This window comes from Candidatus Palauibacter sp. (assembly GCF_965261555.1).
GTDB lineage: Bacteria > Gemmatimonadota > Gemmatimonadetes > Palauibacterales > Palauibacteraceae > Palauibacter.
Genome location: NZ_OZ253465.1, coordinates 3,692,017 through 3,715,770, shown reverse-complemented (window position 1 = coordinate 3,715,770; position 23,754 = coordinate 3,692,017). Strand labels below are relative to the sequence as shown.

Here is a 23,754-nt window from a genome sequence, read left to right as displayed (position 1 = left end):
GGAGGAATGAGGAAGCGGCGCAGGCACATGCGCGGAATCGTCCGGGTGGCCTTCATCTGGGCCCTGGCGGGGGCGTTCGTCGGGGCGATGATCGAAATCCTCGCCGACACGCTGCCCGGCGGACTCCCGATGGCGTCGCTCGTCGATATCTGGCCGCCGGTGCTCGCGATCCTCGGTTTCGCCGGCGGCGTGCTCTTCGGCGCGGTCTTCGGGGTTTCGGAAGTCTCAATGCTGAAGACGTTCCGCTCCGCCGTCCGCTTCCGGAAGTTCGAGATGAACCGCGTCGCGCGCCGACTCGGCCGCTGCGCGAGCGTCGAGGATCTGCGGGAAGTCGCCCGGCGCCGCCTCCCCCGCGGCGTATTCGGCTACATCGACGGCGCGGCGGAGGACGAGCGCACCCAGGCGCGGAACTGCAACGCCTTCCACCGTCTCGAGTTCCGGCCCCGCATCCTCCGGGACGTGACGAACGTGGACCCCGGCGTGACGGTCCTCGGCAGGCGCCAGCCGCTGCCGCTCATCCTCGCCCCCACCGGATTCAGCCGAATCGCGGACTCGGAGGGCGAACTCGCCGTGGCCCGGGCCGCCGACCGCGCGGGGGTCACCTACAGCCTCTCGACGCTCGGCACCCGCTCGATCGAGGAGGTGGCCGCCGTCAGCTCCGGTCCCAAGTGGTTCCAGGTCTACGTGTGGAAAGACCGCGGCCTGGTCGCGGAACTCGTCGAGCGGGCCCGCGAATCCGGCTACGAGGCGCTCCTCCTCACCGTCGATGTCGCGGTGCTCGGGCGGCGCGAGCGCGATGTCCGCTTCGGCTTCACCCTCCCCCCGCAACTCGGCCTCGACACGATCGTGGACGGGATCCGGAAACCAGGCTGGACGTGGGATTTCCTCACCTCCGAACCGATCGTCTTCTCGAGCGCGGTGAGCCGGGACGCGGCGGGTGGGGCGGGGGGCGTCGACGCCATGGGACTCGCGCAATACGTGAACGAGCAGTTCGACCCGAAGCTGGCCTGGGATGACGTGGACTGGCTGCGCTCGATCTGGGACGGCCCCATCGTCATCAAGGGGATTCAGACCGTCGAAGACGCGGTCCTCTCGGCGGACGCCGGCGCCGAGGGCATCGTGATCTCGAACCATGGCGGACGACAACTCGACGACGCGCCCCCGACGCTCGAACTGCTGCAGCCCGTGGCCGACGCGGTGGGGGACCGGCTCGACGTCCTCATCGACGGCGGGGTCCGTCGCGGAAGCGACATCGCGAAGGCCGTCGCGCTCGGAGCGAAGGCCTGTCTGGCCGGCCGCGCCTACTTCTACGCGCTCGGGGCCGGCGGCGAGCGCGGGGTCGACCTCGTCCTCCAGTGGTTCGACGAGGGATTCCGCCGCACGATGGCCCTCCTCGGCGCCCGGACCGTGGACGAAATCACCCCCGAATCCGTGCGCTGGCGCGACGGCTGAACGGGCTCCCGCCGCTTGCCTCACAGCGGGTTTCGGGCTTAGCGTGTTATGCGGATACATCTTTTAATGCGCCGACACGCGAACTGGCTGACAAAGCGGTCTCGATGCCCCGACAGAAAGCGTACAAAGCGATGGCGATCCGCACGGTTGGCGCGGTTCTGACGCTGGTTCTCGCGGTCCCCGCGAGCCTCTCCGCGCAGGAAGGCGAGACCTCGTCCGTTGCGGCCGTGGTCGGGGCTGCCCGCCAGGCAGGCGTCGGCTCGGCCGCGGAGTTCCGGCATGCGGCGCCGCATGCAGCCGCCCCGGCCGATCCCAACGACATCGTCCAGGGCGTCTGCACGAACTGCCACAACAGTCGGCGGCTGGCGGGCAACCTCACCCTCGAGTCCTTCGATGTGGACGCCGCGGACGCGCAGGCGGAGACCGCCGAGAAGATGATCCGCAAGCTGCGCGCCGGCATGATGCCGCCACCCGGCGTGCGCCGTCCGCCGGAGGAGGACCTCTTCGAACTCGTCGTGACGCTCGAGACCATCGTCGACGACGCGGCGGCCCGTAACCCGAACCCCGGCGGCCGCACCTTCCAGCGGCTCAACCGGCCCGAGTACGAGCGCGCGATCCGCGACCTGCTGGGGCTCGAGGTCGACGCGGGGAAGTGGCTCCCCAACGACCAGATGAGCGCGAACTTCGACAACATTGCCGACGTGCAGGCGCTCTCGCCGACGCTCCTCGACGCTTACCTGAACGCGGCCGCAGAGATCAGCCGCATGGCGGTGGGAGACCGCAACGCCCCTGCGGTCAACACGACGTACAAGAACTCGCAGTACCTGTCGCAGCACCCGTGGGATCACGTGGAGGGGGCCCCGTTCGGGACGCGCGGCGGGATGGTCGTGGAGCACACCTTCCCCGCCGACGGCGAGTACACCTTCTCGCTCGTGTTCACCTCCGGCGCGAACTCCCGCATGGAGGACATCGACATCTCGATCGACGGCGAGCGGGTCGCGCTCCTCCACTACACGCGTCGCGGAGGCGGAGCGGATGACCGCGGCTTCACGCCCGTCGGGACGGAGCCGATCTTCGTCCGCGCCGGCCAGCACCGCGTGTCCGCGGCCTTCATCCGGCGCCAGGAGGGGCCGTACGAGGACCTCATCCGGCCGCACGTATGGTCCAACGCCGGCGGCGGATCGGGCGGGGGCGGGATCACGACGCTGCCCCACCTGCAGGACGTCATCATCGGCGGACCGTACAGCCCGACCGGCGTGTCGGAGTCGCCGATCCGCCAGCGCATCTTCACCTGCCGTCCCACGTCGAGCGACGAGGAGCGGCCCTGCGCCCGCGGGGTCCTCACCGACCTCGCGCGCAGCGCCTACCGCCGCCCGCTCGAACCGAGCGAGGTCGACGGCCTGATGACGTTCTACGACATGGGCGTCGAGCAGGGCGGGTTCGAAATCGGCGTGCGCATGGCCCTCGAGGCGATCCTCGCGAGCCCGTTCTTCGTCCTCCGGCTCGAGCGCGAGCCCGACGGCGTCAGGAGCGGAGAGGCCTATGCGCTGGAGGACATCGACCTCGCGTCGCGGCTCTCGTTCTTCCTCTGGGGCCTTCCGCCCGACGAGGAACTGCGGACGGCGGCGGTCGAGGGACGGCTGTCCGATACCGGCGAACTGGAGCGGCAGGCGCGCCGCATGCTCGCCGACCCCCGCTCCGAGGCGCTGAGTTCGCGCTTCGTCTCCCAGTGGCTGCGGCTGCAGGATCTCTACAAGGTCCGCCCCGACCCGAACTTCTACCCGAACTTCGACGAGAACCTCGCGGACGCCATGAAGCGGGAGACCGAACTCCTCTTCCAGAGCCTCATCCGCGAGGACCGCAGCGTGCTCGATTTCTTCCGGGCGGACTACACGTTCGTGAACGAGCGCCTGGCCCGGCACTACGGGTTCGACGGTGTGGCCGGGCGGGACTTCCAGCGCGTGATCTACCCGGGCGACGAACGGGTCGGGGTTCTGGGCCACGGGAGCGTCCTCGTCCTGACGTCGCTCGCGAACCGCACATCGCCGGTGCTGCGGGGCAAGTGGGTGATGGAGGTCCTGCTCGGGACCCCACCGCCGCCGCCCCCGCCGGGGGTGCCGGACCTGGACGAAACGGAAGAGTCGATGGACGGCCGGCTGCTCACGACGCGTGAGCGCATGGAGATGCACCGGGCGAGTCCGGCGTGCCGCTCCTGCCACCGGTTCATGGATCCGATCGGCCTCGCGCTGGACAACTTCGACGTGACCGGGAAGTGGCGCCTGCGCGAGAACGGGATGCCGCTCGACACGCGCGGCGACTTCTACGACGGGACGGCGGTCCAGACGCCGCCGGAACTCGTCGACGCGCTCCTCACGCGCCCACTGCCGCTGCTCCGGAACTTCACGGAGAACCTGGCCGCGTACGCGCTCGGCCGCCGCGTCGAGTACTACGATCAGCCCTGGATCCGGTCGATCGTGGAGGATGCGGAGGAAGACGACTACAAACTTTCGTCGCTGATCATGGGCGTCGTGAACGGCGATGCCTTCAGGATGAAGCGGGCCATGCCCGCGACCGCGGTAGAAGAGGAAGTTTCCGAGGAGGTTTCCGAAGACCGCCGCTAGACGGCCCGAGCGGCCGGGCGACGGTCCGACGTTACGAGAGGGAGAACATGGAATTCATCACGGGACAGCACCTGCCTCGCAGGACCTTCATTCGAGGCGTCGGGGCCACGCTCGCCCTGCCGTTCCTCGACGCGATGGTTCCGGCGGGCCGTCTGTGGGGATCGACGAGCGCGAAGAGCCTGACCGAGGGGAAGGGGACCCGGCTCATCGCGATCGAGGAGGTGCACGGTCTCGCGGGGTGCAACCGCGAGCACGGCGCGACGAAGTTCCTCTTCGCGCCCGAGAAGGCGGGACGCGACTTCGAGATCATCGATGAGAGCGCGCTCGTCTCGCTGCGGCCGTACCGCGAGCACCTGACGATCATCAGCAACACGGACGTGCGAAACGCGGAGGCGTTCACGCCGCCCGAGATCGGCGGCGACCACTTCCGGTCGAGCGCCGTGTTCCTCACGCAGTCGCATCCGAAGCAGACGCAGGGGTCCGACATCTTCTGCGGAACCTCGATGGACCAGATCTACGCGCAGCGCTTCGGGCAGGAGACGCCGATGCCGTCGATGCAGTTCTGCATCGAGAACCTCGACCAGGCGGGCGGCTGCACGTACAACTACTCGTGCGCGTACACCGACTCGCTGAGTTGGGCGTCGCCGACCGAACCGCTCCCCATGATCCGCGATCCGCGGGTCGCCTTCGACCTCCTGTTCGGCGCCGGCGGCACCGAGGCGGAGCGGGCGGCGCGGCGGGCCACGCGGCGCAGCATCCTCGACTGGATTTCGGGCGAGATCTCCACCGTTCAGCGGACCCTCGGCGCGGAGGACGCGCGCCGCATGGACCAGTACCTGACGAACGTCCGCGAACTGGAGCGGCGGATTCAGATGGTCGAGGGGCGGAACTCGAGCGGCGAGGAGCGCGCCCTGCCGGAGGCGCCGGCCGGCGTGCCGGATTCGTTCACCGAGCACATGCAGATGCTGTTCGACATCCAGGTGCTCGCCCTCGAGACCGACATGACGCGCGTGATCTCCTTCAAGACGGGGCGCGACGCGCAGAACCGCGTCTTCCCCGACAGCGAGTCCGACCGGCCCTTCCACCCGGCCTCCCACCACGGGAACCGGGAAGAGGCGGTGCTGGAGTTCAACAAGATCAACCAGTTCCGCGTAGGCCAGCTCCCGTACCTGATCGACAAGCTGAAGAACACGATGCACGGCGAGTCGAGCCTGCTCGACCAGAGCGTGGTGCTGTGGGGGTCGCCGATGGCCGATGCGAACCTGCACAACCACCGCCGGGCGCCGCTCTTCCTGCTCGGGCACGGCAACGGGATGCTCGAGGGCGACCTGCACCTCAAGGCGCCGGACGGGACGCCGATGGCGAACGCCATGCTGTCCGTCCTGCACGGCCTCGGCGTCGACGACATGCACGAGTTCGGCGACAGTACCGGCCCGATGTCGCTCAACCAGGCCGACCCGGTCGCGACGGACGCGGGGACCTGACCGTGCGGGCGGGCAGGCTCCGGCGCGCGTTCGCGGTCCTCTGCGCGACCGTCCTCGTTTCGGCGGGGACGCCTCATTCGCCGCCCGATTCGCCCGTCGCCGACGCCGCCATGCGCGGCGAGGTCGAGACGGTCCGGGAACTCCTGCGGGAGGGGCTCGACGTCAACGCGGCGCAGGGAGACGGGATGACCGCCCTGCACTGGGCCGCCGACCGGGGCGACGCGGAACTCGCGGACATGCTCATCTACGCCGGGGCCGACGTGGCGGCCGTCACGCGGATCGGGCAGTACACGCCGCTCCACCTCGCGGCGCGCCGGGGCTCGGCGGAGATCCTCGGCAGCCTGGTCGCGGCGGGTTCGAACGCGATGGCCCTCACCGCGAACAGCGGCGCCACGCCGCTCCACCTCGCCGCGGCGTCCGGAAACCCCGACGCGATCCGCGTGCTGCTCGACGCGGGCGCGGATCCCGATGCGGTCGAGAGCGAGTGGGGCCAGACGCCCCTCACCTTCGCCGCCGCCGGCAACCGGGCCGACGCGATCCGCGCGCTGCTCGAGGGCGGTGCGGACCCCGACATCACGTCGCTCGTCATCGACATCATCGAGCAGGAAAAGCTGGACCGCCTGGCGCGGCAGCGTGAGACGGAAGTGCTCCAGGCCTTCACCGGAGAAGGGGACGAGGCGCGCACGCCGACGCCCGGCGAGCTCCAGGCCGCCGTGCGGGCCGGACGCGAGATCTACGCCGAAGGCCTCCCCGAGGAAGAGGAGGAGGAAGAAGAGGACGAGAGCGACTTCAGTCGTCTCTTCCTGCCCCCGGTCGAGAAGATCGGCGGCCTGACGCCGCTCCTGCACGCGGTCCGGCAGGGGTACGTGGAGTCGGCCCTCGCCCTCCTCGACGGAGGAGCGGACATCGACGTGGTGAGCGCGGCGGACGGGACGAGCCCGCTCGTGATGGCCGCGATCAACGGCCAGTTCGACCTCGTGCTGATGCTGCTCGAGCGCGGGGCCGATCCCAACATCGCGGCCGAACTCAACGGAGTCTCGCCGCTGTGGGCCGTGATCAACGCCCGGTGGCAGCCGCGCACACGGTTCCCGCAGCCGCAGGAGCGCCCGCTCCAGAGCGCGAACTACCTGGAGGTGGCGCGCGCGCTGCTCGACGCCGGCGCGGATCCCAACCACCGGATCACCCGGCACCCGTGGTACATGGTGTACACGGGCTGCGGCAACCGGAACTGCGGCCTCGTCGACACGAACGGCGCCACCGCCTTCTGGCGTGCCGCCTACGCGACGGACGTCGAGGCGATGAAGCTCCTCGTCGAGTACGGGGCCGACCCGAACATCCCGACGAAGGCGCCCCCCCGGCGCCAGCGTCTCTCCCCGGACGAGTTCCTGCGGCAGCAGGCGCTGAACGCGCTGCGCGACTCCTCATACGCCGATCTCCCGCCGGAGGAGCGCCTCAAGCTGATCCAGGATGTCCGGGGCCAGCTGCCCGAGGAGGAGCAGAAGGAGTATCCCGACAAGGACCTCGAGAACCTCACCGAGGACACCCGAAAGGCGCTGGTGGAGGCCGCGGAAGCGGCGGACCGGGCGCGGGCGAACGCGCCGGACGCCTCGGGGCTGCCTCCGGTGCCCCCGGGCGGACCGGGCGTGATGCCGATCCACGCGGCCTCCGGCGTGGGCTACGGCGAGGGGTTCGCAGGCAACGCGCACCGCCACACGCCCGAGGGGTGGATCCCGGCCGTGAAGTACCTCGTCGAGGAACTCGGCGCGGACGTGAACGTCCGCGACCACAACGGCTACACGGCGCTGCACAACGCGGCCTCGCGCGGCGACAACGAGATGATCCTCTATCTCGTGGAAGTCGGGGGCGATGTCACCGTGGTCAGCCGCCGCGGCCAGACGACGGCCGACATGGCGAACGGTCCCGTGCAGCGCGTCTCGCCATTCCCGGAGACCGTCGCCCTTCTCGAGAGCCTGGGCTCTCACAACAACGACAACTGCCTCACCTGCTGAACAGCAAAGAACCGACCCAACCCCAAGAACAAACCCGACACGGAGAATACGGAGAACCATGGCCAAGTACATGTTCCGCACGAGCTACACACAATCCGGGCTCAAGGGCCTGATCGCCGAGGGAGGCACCGGCCGCCGCGAGGCGCTGAGACAGACCGTCGAAAGCGCGGGGGGCACGCTCGAGGGCTTCTACTACGCCTTCGGCGACGACGACCTCCTCCTGATCGCCGACCTTCCCGACGCAACCGCCGCCACGACGCTCTCGCTGAACATCGCCGCCGCGGGGGCCCTCACGGTTTCGGTGACGGTGCTGATCGACCCCGAGACCGTCGACGAGGCCGTCGCCCGCGGCGTCTCCTACCGCCCGCCCGGAGCCTGAGCCGCTCTCGCTGACACAGCGACCTCAGTGACCCGCCGAGGGTCCAACCCGGGGACGTCGCTACGCCGACGATCTCCCGGGGGCGCTGTGTTGGTCTGTGCAGGTCTTGCCTGGTACTGTGGGGGGGCGCCGGCCGGCCCCGACACGACACCGCAACCGCCGTCCCCGCCGCCGCCCGCCCCGGCGCCGGCGACGGTGGAAGTTGCCCCGACCTCCGTCGTCTTCAGGTCCCTGGGCGACACCGAGACCCTCTCGGCGACCGTCCGCAGCCGGGATGGAGCGGTCCTGCCGAACGCGTCGGTGACCTGGGCGAGTAGCGACCCCACGGTTGCGGGCGTCGAGGCGGGCACGGTCACGGCGCTTTCGAACGGCGAGACCTCGGTCACCGCAACGTCCGGCGCGGCATCCGGTTCGGCCGCGGTGCGGGTCGAGCAGGTCGCGGCGCGGCTGAACGCGGTGCCGCAGGACGTCCTGATCTCGGCAATCGGCGACACGGCGCGGCTGTCCGCCACCGCGTACGACGCGAACGATCACGAGATCGCCGGCGCGACCGTCGAGTGGGATTCAAGTGACTCGGACGTGGCGACGGTCTCCGATGGCGGGCTGGTGACCGCGGTCTCGAACGGGACGGCCGAGATCGTGGCGGCCTCCGACGCGGCGACGGACACGGTCACCGTGGACGTGGACTCAACGGACCGCGGCATCCTGATTGCGTTCTATCATGCCGCCGCCGGCCCGTCGTGGCAGCGCAACGACAACTGGCTGACGGATGCGCCGCTGGCGGAATGGTATGGGGTGGAAACGGGAGCGGATGACCGCGTCACCGGCCTCGAACTCAGGGACAACGGTGCGGTCGGAACCCTCTCCCCGGAAATCGGACGCCTGTCATATCTCGAGACACTGGACCTTTACGGGAATAAGCTGACGGGCCGACTGCCGCCGCAACTCGGAGACGCAAGTCGCCTCCAGGAGATCGATTTCGGCCACAACCAGTTCCGCGGCCCCGTTCCGCCGGAGCTTGGCCGACTGAAGAGTCTTCGCTCGCTGAACCTGGAGTACATGCGGCTCAGAGGGCGCATTCCGGGTGAACTCGGTGCCCTGACCCAGCTGCGGCTCCTGAACTTCTTCCGCAACACGTTGACGGGTCGTGTACCCCCGGAACTGGCTAATCTCCAGAACCTGCAGGAACTCGCTCTAGCCGACAATCGGTTGACGGGCTCAATCCCCGCAGCGTTTACGCGCCTTGAGAATCTCAACACTTTCTACTGGAGCAATAACGATGGTCTTTGCGCTCCGGGGACCGAAAGTTTCGAGGCGTGGCGGCGTAACCGGCACGGAGAGGGGCCCCGCTGCGACGCTGCGGATCGCGCGACGCTCGAGTTCCTGTTCGAGAATTTGGCGGGAGAAGGGTGGACCCGTGCCACGGGTTGGCTCGGCGACGGCCTGCTGAGTAGCTGGCACGGGGTCGACACCGACTCGCTCGGGCACGTCAAGCTTCTGGATCTGTCCAACAACGGACTGGAGGGTCGGCTTCCGGACCGAATCTCGGATCTGACCTCCATGACGACCCTCCGTCTTGAGGGAAACCGTTCCCTGTACGGCCCCATCCCCCAGTCTCTCACCGCCCTTATGCTCAAGCAGTTTCGGTACGGAGGCACGGAACTCTGCGTACCCCATGCCCCGACATTTCAGGCTTGGCTGGGTTCCATCCCCGATCGACACGGACCCGATGACCCATGTGCCGCTCTTTCCGACCACGACATCCTCGCCATGCTCTACGAGGCCACCGGCGGATCCGCCTGGACCGACAACACGAAGTGGCTGAGCGACGCTCCGCTACGCGAATGGCATGGAATCGAGACGAACGCGGACGGAGCCGTAACGGAGCTGGTTCTGTCGAGAAACAACCTGCGCGGCCGCGTCCCCGCGGAGATCGGACAGCTCGAGGCGCTGACGATTCTGGACCTCGACTTCAATCGGCTGCGGGGTCCGGTACCTGCCGCACTGGCAGACCTCACACGACTTCGGACCCTGAGCCTCCACAGCAACCTGCTCGAGGGATCGATACCGCCGGAACTGGCGACCCTGCCGGCCCTCGAAGTGCTGAATCTCGGCGAGAACCGGCTGACGGGCCGGATCCCTCCGGCGCTGGGCGAATTGACGCCACTCACCGAACTGTATCTGAATACGAACCGTCTGGAGGGCCCGATACCGCCGGACTGGGCGACTTGACGAACCTGCGAGACCTTTACCTCTTCGCCAATCAGTTGGAGGGTTCGATCCCGCCGGAACTCGGTCGGCTCGAACTGTTGAAAGTGCTCTGGCTGGACGAGAATCGGTTGACGGGCCCGATCCCGCCGGAACTCGGCAACCTGACTGCCGTCTGGATCATGTGGATGGGTCTCAACGAACTTTCCGGGCAGATCCCTCCCGAACTCGGCAATCTTCGCTCCGTGTCGTCACTGGCCCTCGACGCCAACAACCTGACGGGTCCGATCCCCCCGGAGTTGGGATCCCTCACGGACATGGACTCCGAACTCAATCTGCGGCACAACAACTTGACGGGTCCGATCCCCGTCGAGCTCGGCAACCTCGAGTCTCTCGCCAATCTGCGGCTCGGATTCAACGACCTGGAAGGGCCTGTCCCGCCGGAACTGGGGCGGATGAGCAGCCTCGAGTGGCTGGATCTCGCGCATAATCCGCGACTACGCGGCCCGCTCCCGCCGGTGTTCGCGGACCTCGGGAGACTGGGACGGTTCGAATGGATCGGGACGGGGCTGTGCCTGCCGGAAGATCCTGCCCTCCTGGATCGAGCCCGCCTGTGGCGCCTTTCGCGTTGCAACGAGAAGCCGCTCGACGGTTCGCATGCGTACCTGGTACAGGCGGTCCAGTCGCTGGAGTTCCCCGTACCGCTGATCGAAAGCGAGCCGGCGCTGCTGCGGGTCTTCGTGACGGCGCCACGGCCCACGGGCGAGGAGATCCCCGACGTGCGGGCGACATTCTTCTATGGTGAGGAGGAGATCTACGCCGTGGATATCCCCGGGAAATCGACGTCGCTGCCCATCGATCTCGGCGAGGCGGAGGCATCGCTCGAAAAGTCGGCCAACGCCCCCATTCCCGGGTGGGTGGTGCGTCCCGGAATCGAGATGGTGATCGACATCGATCCGGCCGGAACGCTGGATCCCGGACTCGGAGTGTCGCCCCGGATTCCGGAGTCGGGCCGCCTGTCGGTGCAGGTCGAACGGATGCCCACGTTCGATCTCACGGTTGTCCCGTTCCTGTGGAGCACCCGGCCGGACTCCACGGCGGTGGACCTCGCCATGGAGATGGCGGCGGACCCGACGGGGCACAGACTGCTGTGGGAAACCTCGAACCTCCTGCCCGTCGGCGAGCTGACGGTGGTGGCACACGAACCTGTATTGACTTCGAGCAACGATTCGGATGCGCTCCTCGATGAAGTGGGTGCGGTCCGCGTCATGGAGGGAGGTCGGGGTCATTACATGGCGGCGCTCTCCGGCGAGGCCACGGGCGCCTGGGGCGTGGCGTGGATCCCGGGCTGGACGAGCTACGTGCGGCTCGGCGTGGAGGATGGACCCGCCGAGTCGCTGACGATCGCGCACGAACTTGGGCATAACCTGAGCCTCTCTCATGCGCCGTGCGATGTGGGGGCCACGCTCGATCCCGCGTACCCCTTCCCAGATGGATCGACGGGAGCGTGGGGGGTCGATTCTCGCTCCGGCGAGAGCGTGCTCGTGCCGGAGTCCACGGCGGACCTCATGTCCTACTGCGACCCGGCCTGGATCGGCGACTACCATTTCCTGAGGGCGGCGGCCTTTCGCACTGCGGCATTCGAGGCCTCTGGACCCGCCACGGCTACCATGCTTCTCTGGGGCGGGGCGAAAGCCGACGGCACGCCGTACCTGAACCCGGCCTTCGCGGTCGACGCACCGCCCGCGCTGCCGACCTCCGGCGACGAGTACGAGATCGTCGGGCGCGCGGCCGATGGCGGCATCCTCTTCTCGCTGAGCTTCGACATGGCGCGCGTCGCCGACAGCGAAGGGAGGCTGGCGTTCGCGTACGCCGTCCCCGTCCATGGCGAAACGGCGGCCCTTCTTGAAGAGATCACTCTTTCCGGTCCGGGCGGAGCCGTCACGATGGACCGGGACACGAACGAACCGGCCGTCATCCTGCGCGACCGGCTCAGCGGACAGGTTCGCGGGTTGCTGCGGGACCTGCCGCAGTCCATACGGACGCTAGCCGATGCCGTGACCGGACTCGGCGTCGGGCCGGACGTCGACGTCCTGTTCAGCCGCGGGATCCCGCCCAGCGACCGGGAACCGTAATCCGCATCCTCCGCGGGTTTGGGAGTAGCGCCGATCTCGCGTTGCGCGGGGCGGTTGGCGTGGAACAAGTTGAGGGCTCGTTCGGCGATCCTCCGACCCTGCGAGCTGCCATGCGTATCGGTCCCGCTCCTGTCCGCCTCCTCTCCTGTCTTTCCGCAGGCCTCGCGCTTGCTTGCGATCCGGGTGGCGGCGCACCCGGCGTGACCGTGACCGGGGAACCCGGGTTGCTCGAGTCGTCCGCGGCCCAGCCGGTGACGCCCGTCCTCGCGGAGGAGCCGCCACCCGAGTTCGGCGATTATCCCGGTGTGCGGCACGGCGGCAACTACATGCACAATTATTACCTGCCGCCGGCGCCGGGGACGACGCCCTGGTTCCCCTCGTGGTCGCCGGACGGCGCCTCGCTCGCCGTGGGGATGGCCGGTTCCGTCTGGGAAGTGGACGTGGAGACGGGAAACGCCACCGAACTCACGCGCGGCGGCACGTACCACTCCTCCCCCTCCTACTCGCCCGACGGCCGATGGATCGTGTACACGGCCGACTACGGCGGCGAGCGGATCCAGCTCGAGATCCTCGACACGGAGACGGGCGAGACGCGGGCGCTCACGGACGACAGGTTCGTGTACGCGGATCCGGTGTTTTCTCCTGACGGAGGCCGGATCGCGTACGTGTCGAGCGCGCCCAACGGGTACTTCAACGTCTTCATCCGGGAGGTGGCGGACGGCGACTGGGCCGGGCCCGAGATCGCGGTCAGCAGCGACAACTCCTACGGGAACAACCGGCTCTACTTCGGGCACATGGACATGCACCTCTCGCCCGCGTGGATGCCGGATGGAGAGGAGCTCCTCCTCGTCTCGAACCGCGACGTCCCGCTGGGCTCGGGGAACGTGATCCGGGTGCCCGCGCGCGCGGACGGAATCCAGGAGGCGCAGACGGTGCTGCGGGAGCAGACGCTCTACCGCGCCAGGCCGGACGTGTCGCTCGACGGGCGGCGCTTCGTGTACTCGTCGACGGCGGGGGCGGCGGACCAGTTCAACAACCTGTACGTGCAGCCGACGGAGGGCGGGGAACCGTACAAGCTCACCTTCTTCGAGCACGACGCCTTCCACCCGCGCTGGTCGCCCGACGGGGAGATGATCGCCTACATCACGAACGAGGACGGCCTCCCGCAACTCGAACTCATCGAGACCTACGGCGGCCGGCGGCGGAAGATCGAGATCGGCGAGCGCGAGTACGCGGGGCCGACGGGCATGCTGTCCGTCACCGTGCGCACGGACGCGAGCGGGAGGGACGCGGTTCCGGCGCGCGTCACCCTCCTGGGGCCGGACGGGAAGTACCACGCCCCGCCCGACGAATACGCGCGCATCGGCCAGCGCGGGCGCTATCCCGCCTTCCACACCGATGGGACGTTCACCGTCGCGCTCCCGCCGGGCGAAGCGGACCTCACGATCCTGAAGGGCTTCGAGGTCGAGCCACAGCGCATGAAGGTGGCGATCGAGGCCGGGGAGACCGTCGAACTCGCCGTCACGCTGCACCGGTTTGCGGATCTTTCGGCCGACGGCTGGCACAACGGCTCCACGCACGTCCACATGAACTACGCGGGGAACCTCCACAACACGCTCGAGAACCTGATGTTCATGTCGGCGGCGGAGGACCAGGACATCGTGAACGAGCAGGTGGCGAACAAGGACAACCGGATCCTCGACCACCAGTTCTTCGTGCCCGGCGGCGGGGCGCACCCGGTGTCGACGGAGGAGATGGTCGTCATCGTGGGGCAGGAGTACCGGCCGCCGTTCTACGGACACGTGTTCATGTTCGGGATGCGCGACCACCTCATCTCGCCCTTCACGACGGGATACGAGGGGACGGGGATCGAAAGCCTGTACCCCTCGAACACGGACATGATGCGGAAAGCGAAGGACCAGGGCGCGACGACGGGTTATGTCCACCCCTACTTCGGTGATGTGGACCCGCTCACCTTCGGCCTGATGGGCGGGAAGGGGTTCATGGTCGACGCCGTGCTGGGGACGAGCGATGCGCTCGAGTGGTCCACGGCCGAGCGGGCCGGGTTCTTCCCGCTCTACGCCCTGTGGAGCAACGATGTCCGCGTCTGCGCGACCGGCGGAGAAGACTCGATCAGCAACCTGCACGCGACGCCGCTGGTGGGCGCGATGCGGACGTACGTGCGCCCGCCGGACGGGCGCCTGACGGCCGACGGCTGGTTCGAGGGGCTGCGGGGCGCCGCGGCGTTCGTGACGAATGGGCCACTCGTCGAACTCACGGTGGACGGGGAGATCCCGGGTTCCGTGCTGGATCTCGGGGCGAACGCGACGAGCGTGCGCGTGGAGGCCGACGTTCGGTCCATCGTACCGCTGACGAGGGCTTGGCTCGTGCGCGATGGGGAGGACGTCTTGGACCTCGAACTCTCCGAAGACCGCAAGTCCGCCTCCTTCTCCGGCGATATTGAGATCGATGGGAGCGGCTGGATCCACCTCCGCGCCGAGGGCGAGCCCGAGGAGCGGTTCCCGCTCGACGCGGCGTATCCGCAGGGGTTCACGAATCCCGTCTGGTTCACGGTCGGAGGCGCCGCGATCCGCGACGCGGCGGGGGCGCAGTACGGCCTCGACTGGATCGACGAACTGGAACGCCAGGCGCGGGAGTGGCCCGGCTGGCGGACGCAGGCGGAGCAGGATCACGTCTACGCCCAGTTCGACGAGGCGCGCGACGTGTACCGGCGGCTGCTGTCGGAGGCCGGCGGCGCGGGTGGCGAGTGAGCGGCAGGACGCCGCCAGCGACTGACGCGCGCGGGGCGGGGCCGCGGTGAGCGAGCGGGGTCCGTACCGGACCGAACTCACGCCGCTCGAATTCCTGCGGCGGAGCGCGTTCGTCTACCCCGACAAGGCCGCCGTCGTGCACGGCGACCGGAGCTACTCCTACCGGGAGTTCGAGCTTCGCGTGCGGCGGCTGGCGGCGGGACTCCTCGAGGTCGGGATCGAGCCGGGGGACCGGGTGGCCTTCCTGTCGCCGAACACGCCGCCCCTGCTCGAGGCGCACTACGGGGTGCCGGCCGCGGGCGGCGTGCTCGTCGCGATCAACACCCGGCTCGGGGCGGGCGAGGTCGCCTACATCCTGGAGCACAGCGGCGCGCGCCAACTGTTCGTCGACCGGGCCCTTGAGGGCCTCATTGACGAGGACGCGCTGCGCGACGACGGGGTGACGGTCGTGCGGATCGACGATACCGGGGCGCCCAACGACCCCTACGAGGCGTTTCTCGCTTCCGCCACCGACTCAGCCGGCGACTCCGCCAGGGACTCCCCCACCGGCACCGGCGAGCCGCCCCCGCTCACGGCGTGTCCGGCGGACGAGGAGACCCCGATCTCGATGAACTACACGTCGGGGACGACGGGCCGCCCCAAGGGCGTCGTGTACACGCACCGCGGCGCGTACCTGAACGCGATCGGCGAACTCATCGAGATGGAGATGACGCCCGGCGCCGTCTATCTCTGGACGCTCCCGATGTTCCACTGCAACGGGTGGTGCTTCACGTGGGCGGTGACCGCCATCGGGGGCACGCACGTATGCCTGAGGGAGGTCGACCCGGCCCGCATCTGGGCGCTGATCGAGTCGGAGGGCGTCACGCACTACTGCGGCGCGCCGACCGTGCAGATCATGCTCGTCAACGATCCGGCGGCCCGGCCGCTGGAGGGCCCCGTGCGGACGATGATCGCCGGGGCGCCGCCCTCGCCGACGCTGCTGGAGCAGTTGAAAGCGCTGAACTTCCACCCGATCCACGCCTACGGCCTCACGGAGACGTACGGCCCCACCGCCACCTGCGCCTGGCACGCCGACTGGGACGGGCGCCCCCCCGCCGAGCAGGCCCGCCTGCTCGCCCGGCAGGGCCAGGGATTCGTCACCTCCGACCTCATGCGGGTCGTGGACGAGGAGGGAAGGGACGTGCCGCGCGACGGCGCGACGATGGGCGAGGTCGTGATGCGCGGGAACATCGTCATGAAGGGCTACTACGCGCAGCCCGAGGCCACGGACGAGGCGTTCCGCGGAGGCTGGTTCCACTCCGGGGATCTCGCCGTGTGGCACCCCGACGGCTACGTCGAACTCCGCGACCGCGCCAAGGACATCATCATCTCGGGCGGCGAGAACATCTCCACGATCGAAGTCGAGCAGACGGTCGCCCGCCACCCCGCCGTGCTCGAGTGCGCCGTCATCGCCATCCCCCACGACGAATGGGGCGAACGCCCCAAGGCCTTCGTCACGCTGAAGCCGGAAGCCGAGGCCACGGAGGGGCAGATCATCGACTTCTGCCGAGACCGGATCGCCCACTTCAAGTGCCCCGACGCGATCGAGTTCGGCCCCCTCCCGAAGACCTCCACCGGCAAGGTCCAGAAGTACATCCTCCGCGACCGCGAATGGACCGGCCGCGAGAAGCGCATCAACTGACTCCCGCACAGGAACCGCGCAACGCCTGAAGACGTTCCCGCGGACTTCTTCCGGGAAGGCGTGGTCTCCCTGTTCTCCGGGAGGCACCGCGAACTGGTTGACCCAGGTGACGACTTCGGCCCGGCACGTATCGGAGAGGTGGATGGCGCGGGCCACTTCGTAGACCGACAGCCCGCATCTGGAAAGCAGCCGTTTAAGATCCCAGATACGGATGCACGCGAAGATGTGCCACAACTGCGACCACTCGCGCTCCTCGAGTCGGGCCGAGCGAAAGGTGCGAGCCAGCCGCGCGCCGCTGGGCCGCATCTTGACACCATGCGAACTGACAAGGGGCTCGGGCGCGGTGGGGCGTAAAGGGAACGACGGACGGTTGGCACGAAGCAACTTCTCCTGGAGTGTGGATTGCCAACCGTGACCTCACCGGGAAGCTGAACCCCGAGGAGGCCGTCGACTCCCCCTCGCCGCTTAGCGCTGGACTACCGCACCCCGTTCAGCAACGCAAGCAACTCCTCGTTTCCCTCGACGTCCAGGAAAGTGTCCCACTCGAGAAAGTAACCCTCAGGATCGTAGCCGATGAACACGCTCACCCGTCCGCTCTCGTCGGTCACCTCCCGGGTTCGCAGCTGGAAGCCCTCGCGCCCCCGCATGTAGCTGAACCAGCCCTCCACATCGTCCGTGAAGAACGAAACCGTGACGCTCTTCTCATCGGTCGCCGAGTGGAGGCCGCGCTCCCCGTCCACGAGGCCGAGATAGCCCGAAGAAGAGACGGGAAAGACCTTGGCCCAACCCTGATCGACAATCCTTTCGCGATCAAGCATGTCGCTGTAGAAGCGTTCGACACCTTCCAGGTCGCGGTAGTACAGCCAGAGGACGGTGGCCTGCACCCCCAGCTCGGGGGGTCGGCTCGTCTCGACTGCCCGGGCCGGATATTGAACTTCGGCCCCTGCCAACCTGGGCAGCAATTGCTCGTTCTCGGCATGCGGATTGAATCGTTCGAACTCGAGAAGGTACCCCTCGGGATCGACTGCCACGAACCCATCGTGCGGACGCCCCTCGGCCGCCCGAAAGTCGGAGCGCATGGGCACCTCTCGAGAAGTCAGGTAGTCCCACCACGCCTCGACCTGCTCGGTTACGAAGGCGAGCGTGGCGGTCCGGGGTTCGTCGGTCGAGTGCATTCCTTCGGCGGCGTCGACAAGGGTCAGGTACGAGGACTCGGCCACCCGCAGGATCTTGGCGAAACCATAGTCGACCACGGTCGGAAGACCGAGCGTCTCTGTGTAGAAGGTCCAAGCCGCCTCAACATCGTCGTAGTAGTAGAAGGCGTTCATGGCCTGGATACCGGGCGTCCGGGTCGAGGACGCAGCCTCCCGACTCTCGCCCTCGTTGGCGGGAGGCGCCTCGGACGGCTGGCAAGCCGCGGCGACGGCAACCCCAACTGTGATCAGAGTACGCACGGCCCGGTGAGCGGTCATTCCAAACCCTCTGAGCCAAAGGAATGGTGGGAGGCGCAAGAATATGTGCCGACGAGTGCTCGGTGGCGCACCATATGGGTCACGCTCCATGCGGCGCAACACCAGGATCTCCTCATCGGCGAACACCACCCGCCGAGGCTGGCGGGCGTCGTTCCGGCGGCACTGGCGGACGCCGGAGTTTAGCGGCGAGCCCCGTGCGCGGCGGGTCGCCGGGCCGTGGCCTCGTCCGTCGCGCCGACGACCGCTGCCGCGCGGGAGAGTGCCCGCTTCAGATCGGCCTCCAGAACGAGGCTGCCCCATCCCGTCTGCTGCCACCGCGCGATATCGTGCCCGGGATGCTCGGGCAGGCTCGGGTGATGGACGCGGGTGACGACGTCGCTGCGGTCCAGCAGATCGACGATGCGGACCGCGTTCTCCTCGTGCACGCGGCTGCGCGCGTGAAGAGTTCGCATCCCCCTGAGCGTCAGGTCGAATCGAACGGGGCCCCCGACACGCCCATGGTGTTAGCAGTCACGGGGTGCCAGGAGCAGATCGCCCGCGGACAGCAGGCGCGTCGACGAGGTCGAGGAACCGGGCGCGGGGGAGGCTGGCCATCGCCTTGTCCAGGGTCAAGGTGTCAAGGTCTGAACGTGCGTAGTCGTCGGCGATGAGCCGATCAAGCAGCCCCGCGCCGCCCGATGCGTCCAGGAGCCTCATCACCGAGAGCCCGTTCAAAGGTGCGACCAGGCCGCTGCCCAGCACCTGGATCAAGGCGGAGCGAGCGTCGGGCTTCTGCACGCCGAAGTGGTGCTGGAGGGCGACGTAGGCCTCCCCGATCACCTGATTGGAAGCCACCACGGTGGTTCCGTCGCCGACCATGGCTGTCAGTAGTCGCACCGTATGGGCGAAACGATCCCGGGGCCGGCCCGTGAGCAGGCGCACGAGGACGGATGTGTCAATCCCGTAGCGAAGGATCATGTCGCTGGGAGCGGAAGACGTGAACGTCGAAAGGCTCGATTTCGGGGTCGATTTGTTCCCTCAGCGGGGCCAAACGCGACAGATCGATCTTGTGCGGTCGTATGACGAAGCCGTGGGGCTCCTCCAGCAGTTCGAGACGGTCGCCGGGTCGGACGCCCATGACGTCCAGAACATGCGCCGGAAAAGTGACTTGTCGCTTCGCCGTTACCTTGACGAGCATGGGTTTTCCTCCTCCTGTGGACTCCATCACCTTACGATCAAGCCTATTTTCGTAAGGTGGCGCGGTCAAGCCTCCCGGGCGCGCTTGACGACTGTCGCCTTGAGGGAAGATCATCTCGGGGTCCGAGATCACGCGACTCCAACCCCTTCGAGCGCTCCCCATGTTCACGCCGGCCCGAAAAAAGCTCCTTCTGGCCGTGCTGGTGCTCTCCTTCGGAGTCCAGACGGGGTTGGTGTACTCCGACGAGCGCAGCGAGCCGCTGTCGGCGGCGGCGCGAGAGGGACGTGCACTCTGGCAGGCGTATGCCTGTCAAACGTGTCACCAGTTCTACGGTCAGGGGGGATTCCTCGGGCCGGACCTGACGAACGCCGCGAGCCGGGTCGACTCCACCCGGCTCATTTCTTTGTTGACCGTAGGGAGCGGACAGATGCCGCCGCTCGGCTTCAGCGACGACGAGTCGGCGGCGATGGCGGCCTTCCTGCGGGAAATGGACCGGCCGGAGATCGGCCGCGGCGAACTGCGGATGGGGACGCCGGGGGAGGGCGCGGGAGCGCAGGCGGCGTTCGAGCGCGCGATCGAGGCGGCGCTCGGGGCCGGGTCGTCCAGCGATGCGGGATCGGGCGACGGGACGGACCAGGATCTGGCCGAGGTCGCCGCCGGGTTCGCGGCGTACCGGATCCGCCCGTGCAGCGCGTGCCACTTCCCGTTCCGCGACTCGCCGGTGGGCGCGCCGGACCTGTCGCTCGTCGCCGGATCGCTCGCGGCCGACTCGCTCGACCTGGTGCTCGCCGACGGGCGCCCGCTGATGGGCATGCCGCCTCCGGTCCCGCCGCTCGGCGAAGCCGACCGGGCGGCGCTCACCGCGTTCCTCCGGTTCCTGGAGGCGAATCGGGAGGAGCTGGAGGCGGCGACCGCGACGCTTGCGGCGGGCCGCAGCCTCGACTGGGGCGCGCTGCCGTGGTGGGAGTTCCCGTGAAGCCCTTCGCGGCCGGCCACCCCGCGCACCAGTTCGCGGTGCTCACCTTCATCCGCGGCGGACTCATCGCGATCGCGGTCACGCTCGCGGGCGGCATCCTGGCCGCCTTCTACTCCGTGCCGTCGCTCGCGCCGTGGTTCCAGGAGGTGGGCCTCGACCTGCGCCAGTTGCGGCCGATCCACACGGTCTTCGCCTCGGCCTGGGTCTTCCTCGGCGGCGTCGCCGTCGTGTACCGCTTCCTGCAGGACGAGGGCCCGCCGACGACCGGCGACCGGTGGCGTCTCCGGATCCAGGTCCTGACCTGGGCGCTCGCCGGCCTCGGGATCCTTCTCACGCTCGCCCTCGGCGTGGGTACGGGGCGGGAGTACGTCGGCTTCCATCCCGTCTTCTCCGTTCTCATCCTCGCGGGCTGGATCTGCTATGCGTGGAACTTCTTCCGGCTCGCGGGGAAGCGGTTCTGGGAACGGCCCGTGTACGTGACGATGTGGGGCGTGGGGATGCTCTTCTTCGTCGTCACCTTCGTGGAACAGCACATGTGGCTGATCCCGGGAATCTTCGGGGATCCGGTGCAGGACATGCGGATCCAGTGGAAGGCGACCGGGACCCTCGTGGGCAGCTTCAACCTCTTCGTGTACGGCTCCGTGATCTACCTGGGGGAGCGGATTTCGGGGGATCCCGCCTACGGGCGCTCCACGACCGCGTACATGCTGTTCGGGGTGGGGCTGCTCAACTCGTTCACGAACTTCGCGCACCACACCTATCATCTTCCGGGGCGGGAGTCGGTGAAGTGGATCGCGTTCGTCGTGAGCATGATGGAGATCATCGTGCTCGCGCGGGCCATGTTCGACCTGTGGAGGGCGCTCGGGACTCCGAGCGACCCGGCCTTCTGCGCGGCCCGCGGCTCGTTCGCGGCGGCGAAGTGGTGGACGTGCGCCATCCTGTTCGGCGCGATCCTCATCTCGGTCCCGCCGCTGAACGCGGTGATTCACGGGACGTACGTCGTCACGGGACACGCGATGGGGGCGATGATCGGCATCGACACGATGATCCTGCTGGGGGCGGCGATGTGGATCCTGAGCGAGCACTTCCAGGCCCGCGAGGGAGAGGGCGCGTGGGACACGCTCCACACGCCGGCGATGCGTTCGAGTCTCATCGGGGTGAACTTCTCGGTGGCGGGGCTCGTCCTCTGGCTGCACGTGGTGGGGACGGCCGTCGGCGTGACGCGGGCGGTGCACGCGCCGGGCGAGACCTACGTGCCGCCGGACTGGGTGTCCGCGTGGAGCGGGATCGGGTTCGCCGTGTTCGGCACGCTGTCGCTGGTCTTCTTCGTCTGGCTCCTCGCGCAGCTCGTGCCGTCCGCCTTCCGGTACTGGTGGGTGTCGGAGGAACGGGCATGATGGCGTGGCGGGCCGGAAGGAGCCGTCGGGCGTGACGGGCGCGGAACGTCCGCTCTGGACCCCGGATCCGGACTTCGCGGCGACGACGAACATGGCGCGCTTCTCGCGCTTCGCGAACGAGGAATGCGGGGCGGACGCCGACTCCCCGGAGGCGCTGTGGCGCTGGTCGATCCGCGAGCCGGAGGCGTTCTGGAACGCGGTGTGGGACTCATGCGGCGTCATCGGGGAGCGCGGGGAGCGCGTGGTCGTCGATTTCGACCGCCTGCCGGGGGCGCGCTGGTACCCCGACGCCCGGCTGAACTACGCGGAGAACTTGCTCCGGCGCCGGGATGACGGGCCGGCGCTCCTCTTCCGGGCCGAGGACCGCGTCCGCCGCGACCTCACGTGGGCGCAACTGCACGACGCCACCTCGCGGCTCGCCCAGGGGCTGGACGCGCTCGGAATCGAACTCGGCGACCGGGTGGCCGGCTACGTGCCCAACATGCCGGAATCCATCGTGTACATGCTCGCCTCGGCGAGCCTCGGGGCCACGATCTCCACCGCCTCGCCCGACTTCGGCGTACAGGGCGTGCTCGACCGCTTCGGCCAGATCGAACCGCGCGTCCTACTCGCGGCCGACGGCTACTTCTGGCAGGGGAAGCGGTACTCGAGCCTGGACCGTCTGCCGGAGATCGTGCGGCGCCTCCCCTCGGTGGAGCGCGTGATCATCGTCCCCCACACCGACCCCGACCCGGACATCTCCGCGATCCCGGGCGCCGTCCTGTTCGACGACTTCATCGGCCCGTGGGAACCCCGTGAGATCGAGTTCCGGCGGCTCCCGTTCGACCATCCCCTCTACATCCTCTTCTCCTCGGGCACGACCGGCGTCCCGAAGTGCATCGTCCACGCGGCCGGCGGGGTCCTCCTCACGCACCTGAAGGAGCATCAGCTTCACGCCGACATCCGGGCGGGGGACCGGGCCTTCTACTACACCACCTGCGGGTGGATGATGTGGAACTGGCTCTCCTCGGCGCTGGCGAGCGAGGCGACCGTGGTCCTGTACGACGGCTCGCCCTTCCACCCCGGGCCGCACGTCCTCTTCGACTACGCGGACGAGGTGCGGATGACCCAACTCGGCGTGTCCGCGAAGTTCATCGACGCACTCGGGAAGGCGCGCCTCCGGCCGCGGGAGACGCACGATCTCTCCTCGGTGCGGACGATGCTCTCCACCGGGTCTCCGCTCGTCCCGGAGGGGTTCGACTACGTGTACCGGGATGTGAAGCCGGATGTCCACCTCGCCTCCATTTCGGGCGGGACGGACCTGTGCGCGGGGTTCGTCGTCGGGCACCCGCTCCTCCCGGTGTGGCGGGGCGAGATCCAGGCGCCGTCGCTGGGCATGGACGTGGATGTGTGGGATGAGAAGGGGGGGTCGATGCCGTCGGGGAAGGGGGAACTCGTCTGCAAGGCGCCCTTCCCGTCGGTGCCGACGGGGTTCTGGGGAGACCACGACGGGAGCCGCTTCCACGCGGCGTACTTCGACATGTATCCCAACGTCTGGCGGCACGGCGACTGGATGGAGTGGACGGAGCACGGCGGTGTCGTGATCTACGGCCGCTCCGACGCGACGTTGAACGCGGGCGGGGTGCGGATCGGGACGGCGGAGATCTACCGGCTGGTGGACCGGATGCCGGAGGTGCTGGAATCCATCGTCATCGGGCAGCCGTGGGAGAACGACACGCGCGTCGTCCTCTTCGTGCGGCTCGCGGAGGGCCGGAGTCTGGACGAGGATCTGGAGGCGCGGATCCGGCGGGAGATCCGGAAGAACGCCTCGCCCCGGCACGTTCCGGCGCGGATTCTCGAGGTCGCGGACATCCCGCGGACGAAGAGCGCCAAGATCTCGGAACTCGCGGTGCGGGCCGTGGTACTGGGAGAGTCGGTGAAGAACGTCGAGGCGCTCGCGAACCCCGAGGCGCTCGACGACTACCGCGACCGCCCGGAACTCCGGGCGTAGCA

16 protein-coding genes are annotated in these 23,754 nt (G+C 68.6%); 12 read left to right on the top strand and 4 right to left on the bottom strand.

The features are described 5' to 3' along the window. Nucleotides 1–6: 6 nt before the first annotated feature. The 9 genes from ACQY5G_RS16095 (at nt 7) to ACQY5G_RS16055 (ending at nt 16,740) form a co-directional block, all read left to right on the top strand. Complete coding sequence (locus ACQY5G_RS16095; RefSeq protein WP_428275679.1) at nt 7–1,452, top strand: alpha-hydroxy acid oxidase; 1,446 nt, start codon at nt 7–9, stop codon at nt 1,450–1,452. Nucleotides 1,453–1,583: 131 nt separating this feature from the next. Next, the gene (locus ACQY5G_RS16090) at nt 1,584–4,073 is read left to right on the top strand and encodes a DUF1592 domain-containing protein (RefSeq protein WP_428275677.1); all 2,490 of its coding nucleotides are present in this window, start codon (nt 1,584–1,586) and stop codon (nt 4,071–4,073) included. Between the two features lie 47 nt (nt 4,074–4,120). After that, nucleotides 4,121–5,557: a DUF1552 domain-containing protein gene (locus ACQY5G_RS16085; protein WP_428275675.1), complete on the top strand. Its 1,437-nt coding sequence runs from the start codon at nt 4,121–4,123 to the stop codon at nt 5,555–5,557. Between the two features lie 2 nt (nt 5,558–5,559). Beyond that, nucleotides 5,560–7,566 (top strand): ankyrin repeat domain-containing protein, encoded by a 2,007-nt coding sequence (locus ACQY5G_RS16080; RefSeq protein WP_428275673.1) that lies wholly within the window; start codon nt 5,560–5,562, stop codon nt 7,564–7,566. A 58-nt stretch (nt 7,567–7,624) separates the two neighbouring features. Next, nucleotides 7,625–7,945: a GYD domain-containing protein gene (locus ACQY5G_RS16075; protein ID WP_428275671.1), complete on the top strand. Its 321-nt coding sequence runs from the start codon at nt 7,625–7,627 to the stop codon at nt 7,943–7,945. Nucleotides 7,946–8,140: 195 nt separating this feature from the next. Further along, nucleotides 8,141–10,177: an Ig-like domain-containing protein gene (locus ACQY5G_RS16070; protein WP_428275669.1), complete on the top strand. Its 2,037-nt coding sequence runs from the start codon at nt 8,141–8,143 to the stop codon at nt 10,175–10,177. Continuing rightward, nucleotides 10,174–12,288 carry a hypothetical protein gene (locus tag ACQY5G_RS16065; RefSeq protein ID WP_428275667.1) on the top strand — a complete coding sequence of 705 codons (2,115 nt, stop codon included), beginning with the start codon at nt 10,174–10,176 and terminating at the stop codon, nt 12,286–12,288. Before ACQY5G_RS16070 ends, ACQY5G_RS16065 begins: the two co-directional genes overlap by 4 nt. A gap of 200 nt (nt 12,289–12,488) precedes the next feature. Further along, a complete protein-coding gene (locus tag ACQY5G_RS16060; protein ID WP_428275665.1) occupies nt 12,489–15,059 on the top strand; it encodes a CehA/McbA family metallohydrolase in 2,571 nt (856 codons plus the stop codon). A 46-nt stretch (nt 15,060–15,105) separates the two neighbouring features. After that, nucleotides 15,106–16,740: an acyl--CoA ligase family protein gene (locus ACQY5G_RS16055; protein WP_428275663.1), complete on the top strand. Its 1,635-nt coding sequence runs from the start codon at nt 15,106–15,108 to the stop codon at nt 16,738–16,740. A gap of 476 nt (nt 16,741–17,216) precedes the next feature. Here the strand turns inward: ACQY5G_RS16055 and ACQY5G_RS16050 are convergent, their stop codons facing one another. The 4 genes from ACQY5G_RS16050 to ACQY5G_RS16035 form a co-directional block, all read right to left on the bottom strand. Beyond that, a complete protein-coding gene (locus tag ACQY5G_RS16050; protein ID WP_428275661.1) occupies nt 17,217–18,068 on the bottom strand; it encodes a VOC family protein in 852 nt (283 codons plus the stop codon). 323 nt (nt 18,069–18,391) lie between these two features. Beyond that, complete coding sequence (locus ACQY5G_RS16045) at nt 18,392–18,664, bottom strand: PLP-dependent transferase (RefSeq protein ID WP_428275659.1); 273 nt, start codon at nt 18,662–18,664, stop codon at nt 18,392–18,394. Nucleotides 18,665–18,722: 58 nt separating this feature from the next. Next, nucleotides 18,723–19,169 carry a hypothetical protein gene (locus tag ACQY5G_RS16040; protein ID WP_428275657.1) on the bottom strand — a complete coding sequence of 149 codons (447 nt, stop codon included), beginning with the start codon at nt 19,167–19,169 and terminating at the stop codon, nt 18,723–18,725. Then, nucleotides 19,147–19,389, bottom strand: coding sequence for an AbrB/MazE/SpoVT family DNA-binding domain-containing protein (locus ACQY5G_RS16035; RefSeq protein WP_428275655.1), 243 nt, complete (start codon nt 19,387–19,389; stop codon nt 19,147–19,149). The genes ACQY5G_RS16040 and ACQY5G_RS16035 overlap by 23 nt, the downstream gene beginning before the upstream one ends. Before the next feature lie 160 nt (nt 19,390–19,549). On the opposite strand from ACQY5G_RS16035, the gene ACQY5G_RS16030 reads away from it, so the two are divergent. The 3 genes from ACQY5G_RS16030 (at nt 19,550) to ACQY5G_RS16020 (ending at nt 23,752) form a co-directional block, all read left to right on the top strand. Further along, a complete protein-coding gene (locus tag ACQY5G_RS16030) occupies nt 19,550–20,365 on the top strand; it encodes a c-type cytochrome (RefSeq protein ID WP_428275653.1) in 816 nt (271 codons plus the stop codon). After that, nucleotides 20,362–21,762 carry a cbb3-type cytochrome c oxidase subunit I gene (locus ACQY5G_RS16025; RefSeq protein WP_428275651.1) on the top strand — a complete coding sequence of 467 codons (1,401 nt, stop codon included), beginning with the start codon at nt 20,362–20,364 and terminating at the stop codon, nt 21,760–21,762. The genes ACQY5G_RS16030 and ACQY5G_RS16025 overlap by 4 nt, the downstream gene beginning before the upstream one ends. A gap of 91 nt (nt 21,763–21,853) precedes the next feature. Next, a complete protein-coding gene (locus tag ACQY5G_RS16020; protein ID WP_428278720.1) occupies nt 21,854–23,752 on the top strand; it encodes an acetoacetate--CoA ligase in 1,899 nt (632 codons plus the stop codon). Nucleotides 23,753–23,754 lie beyond the last annotated feature (2 nt).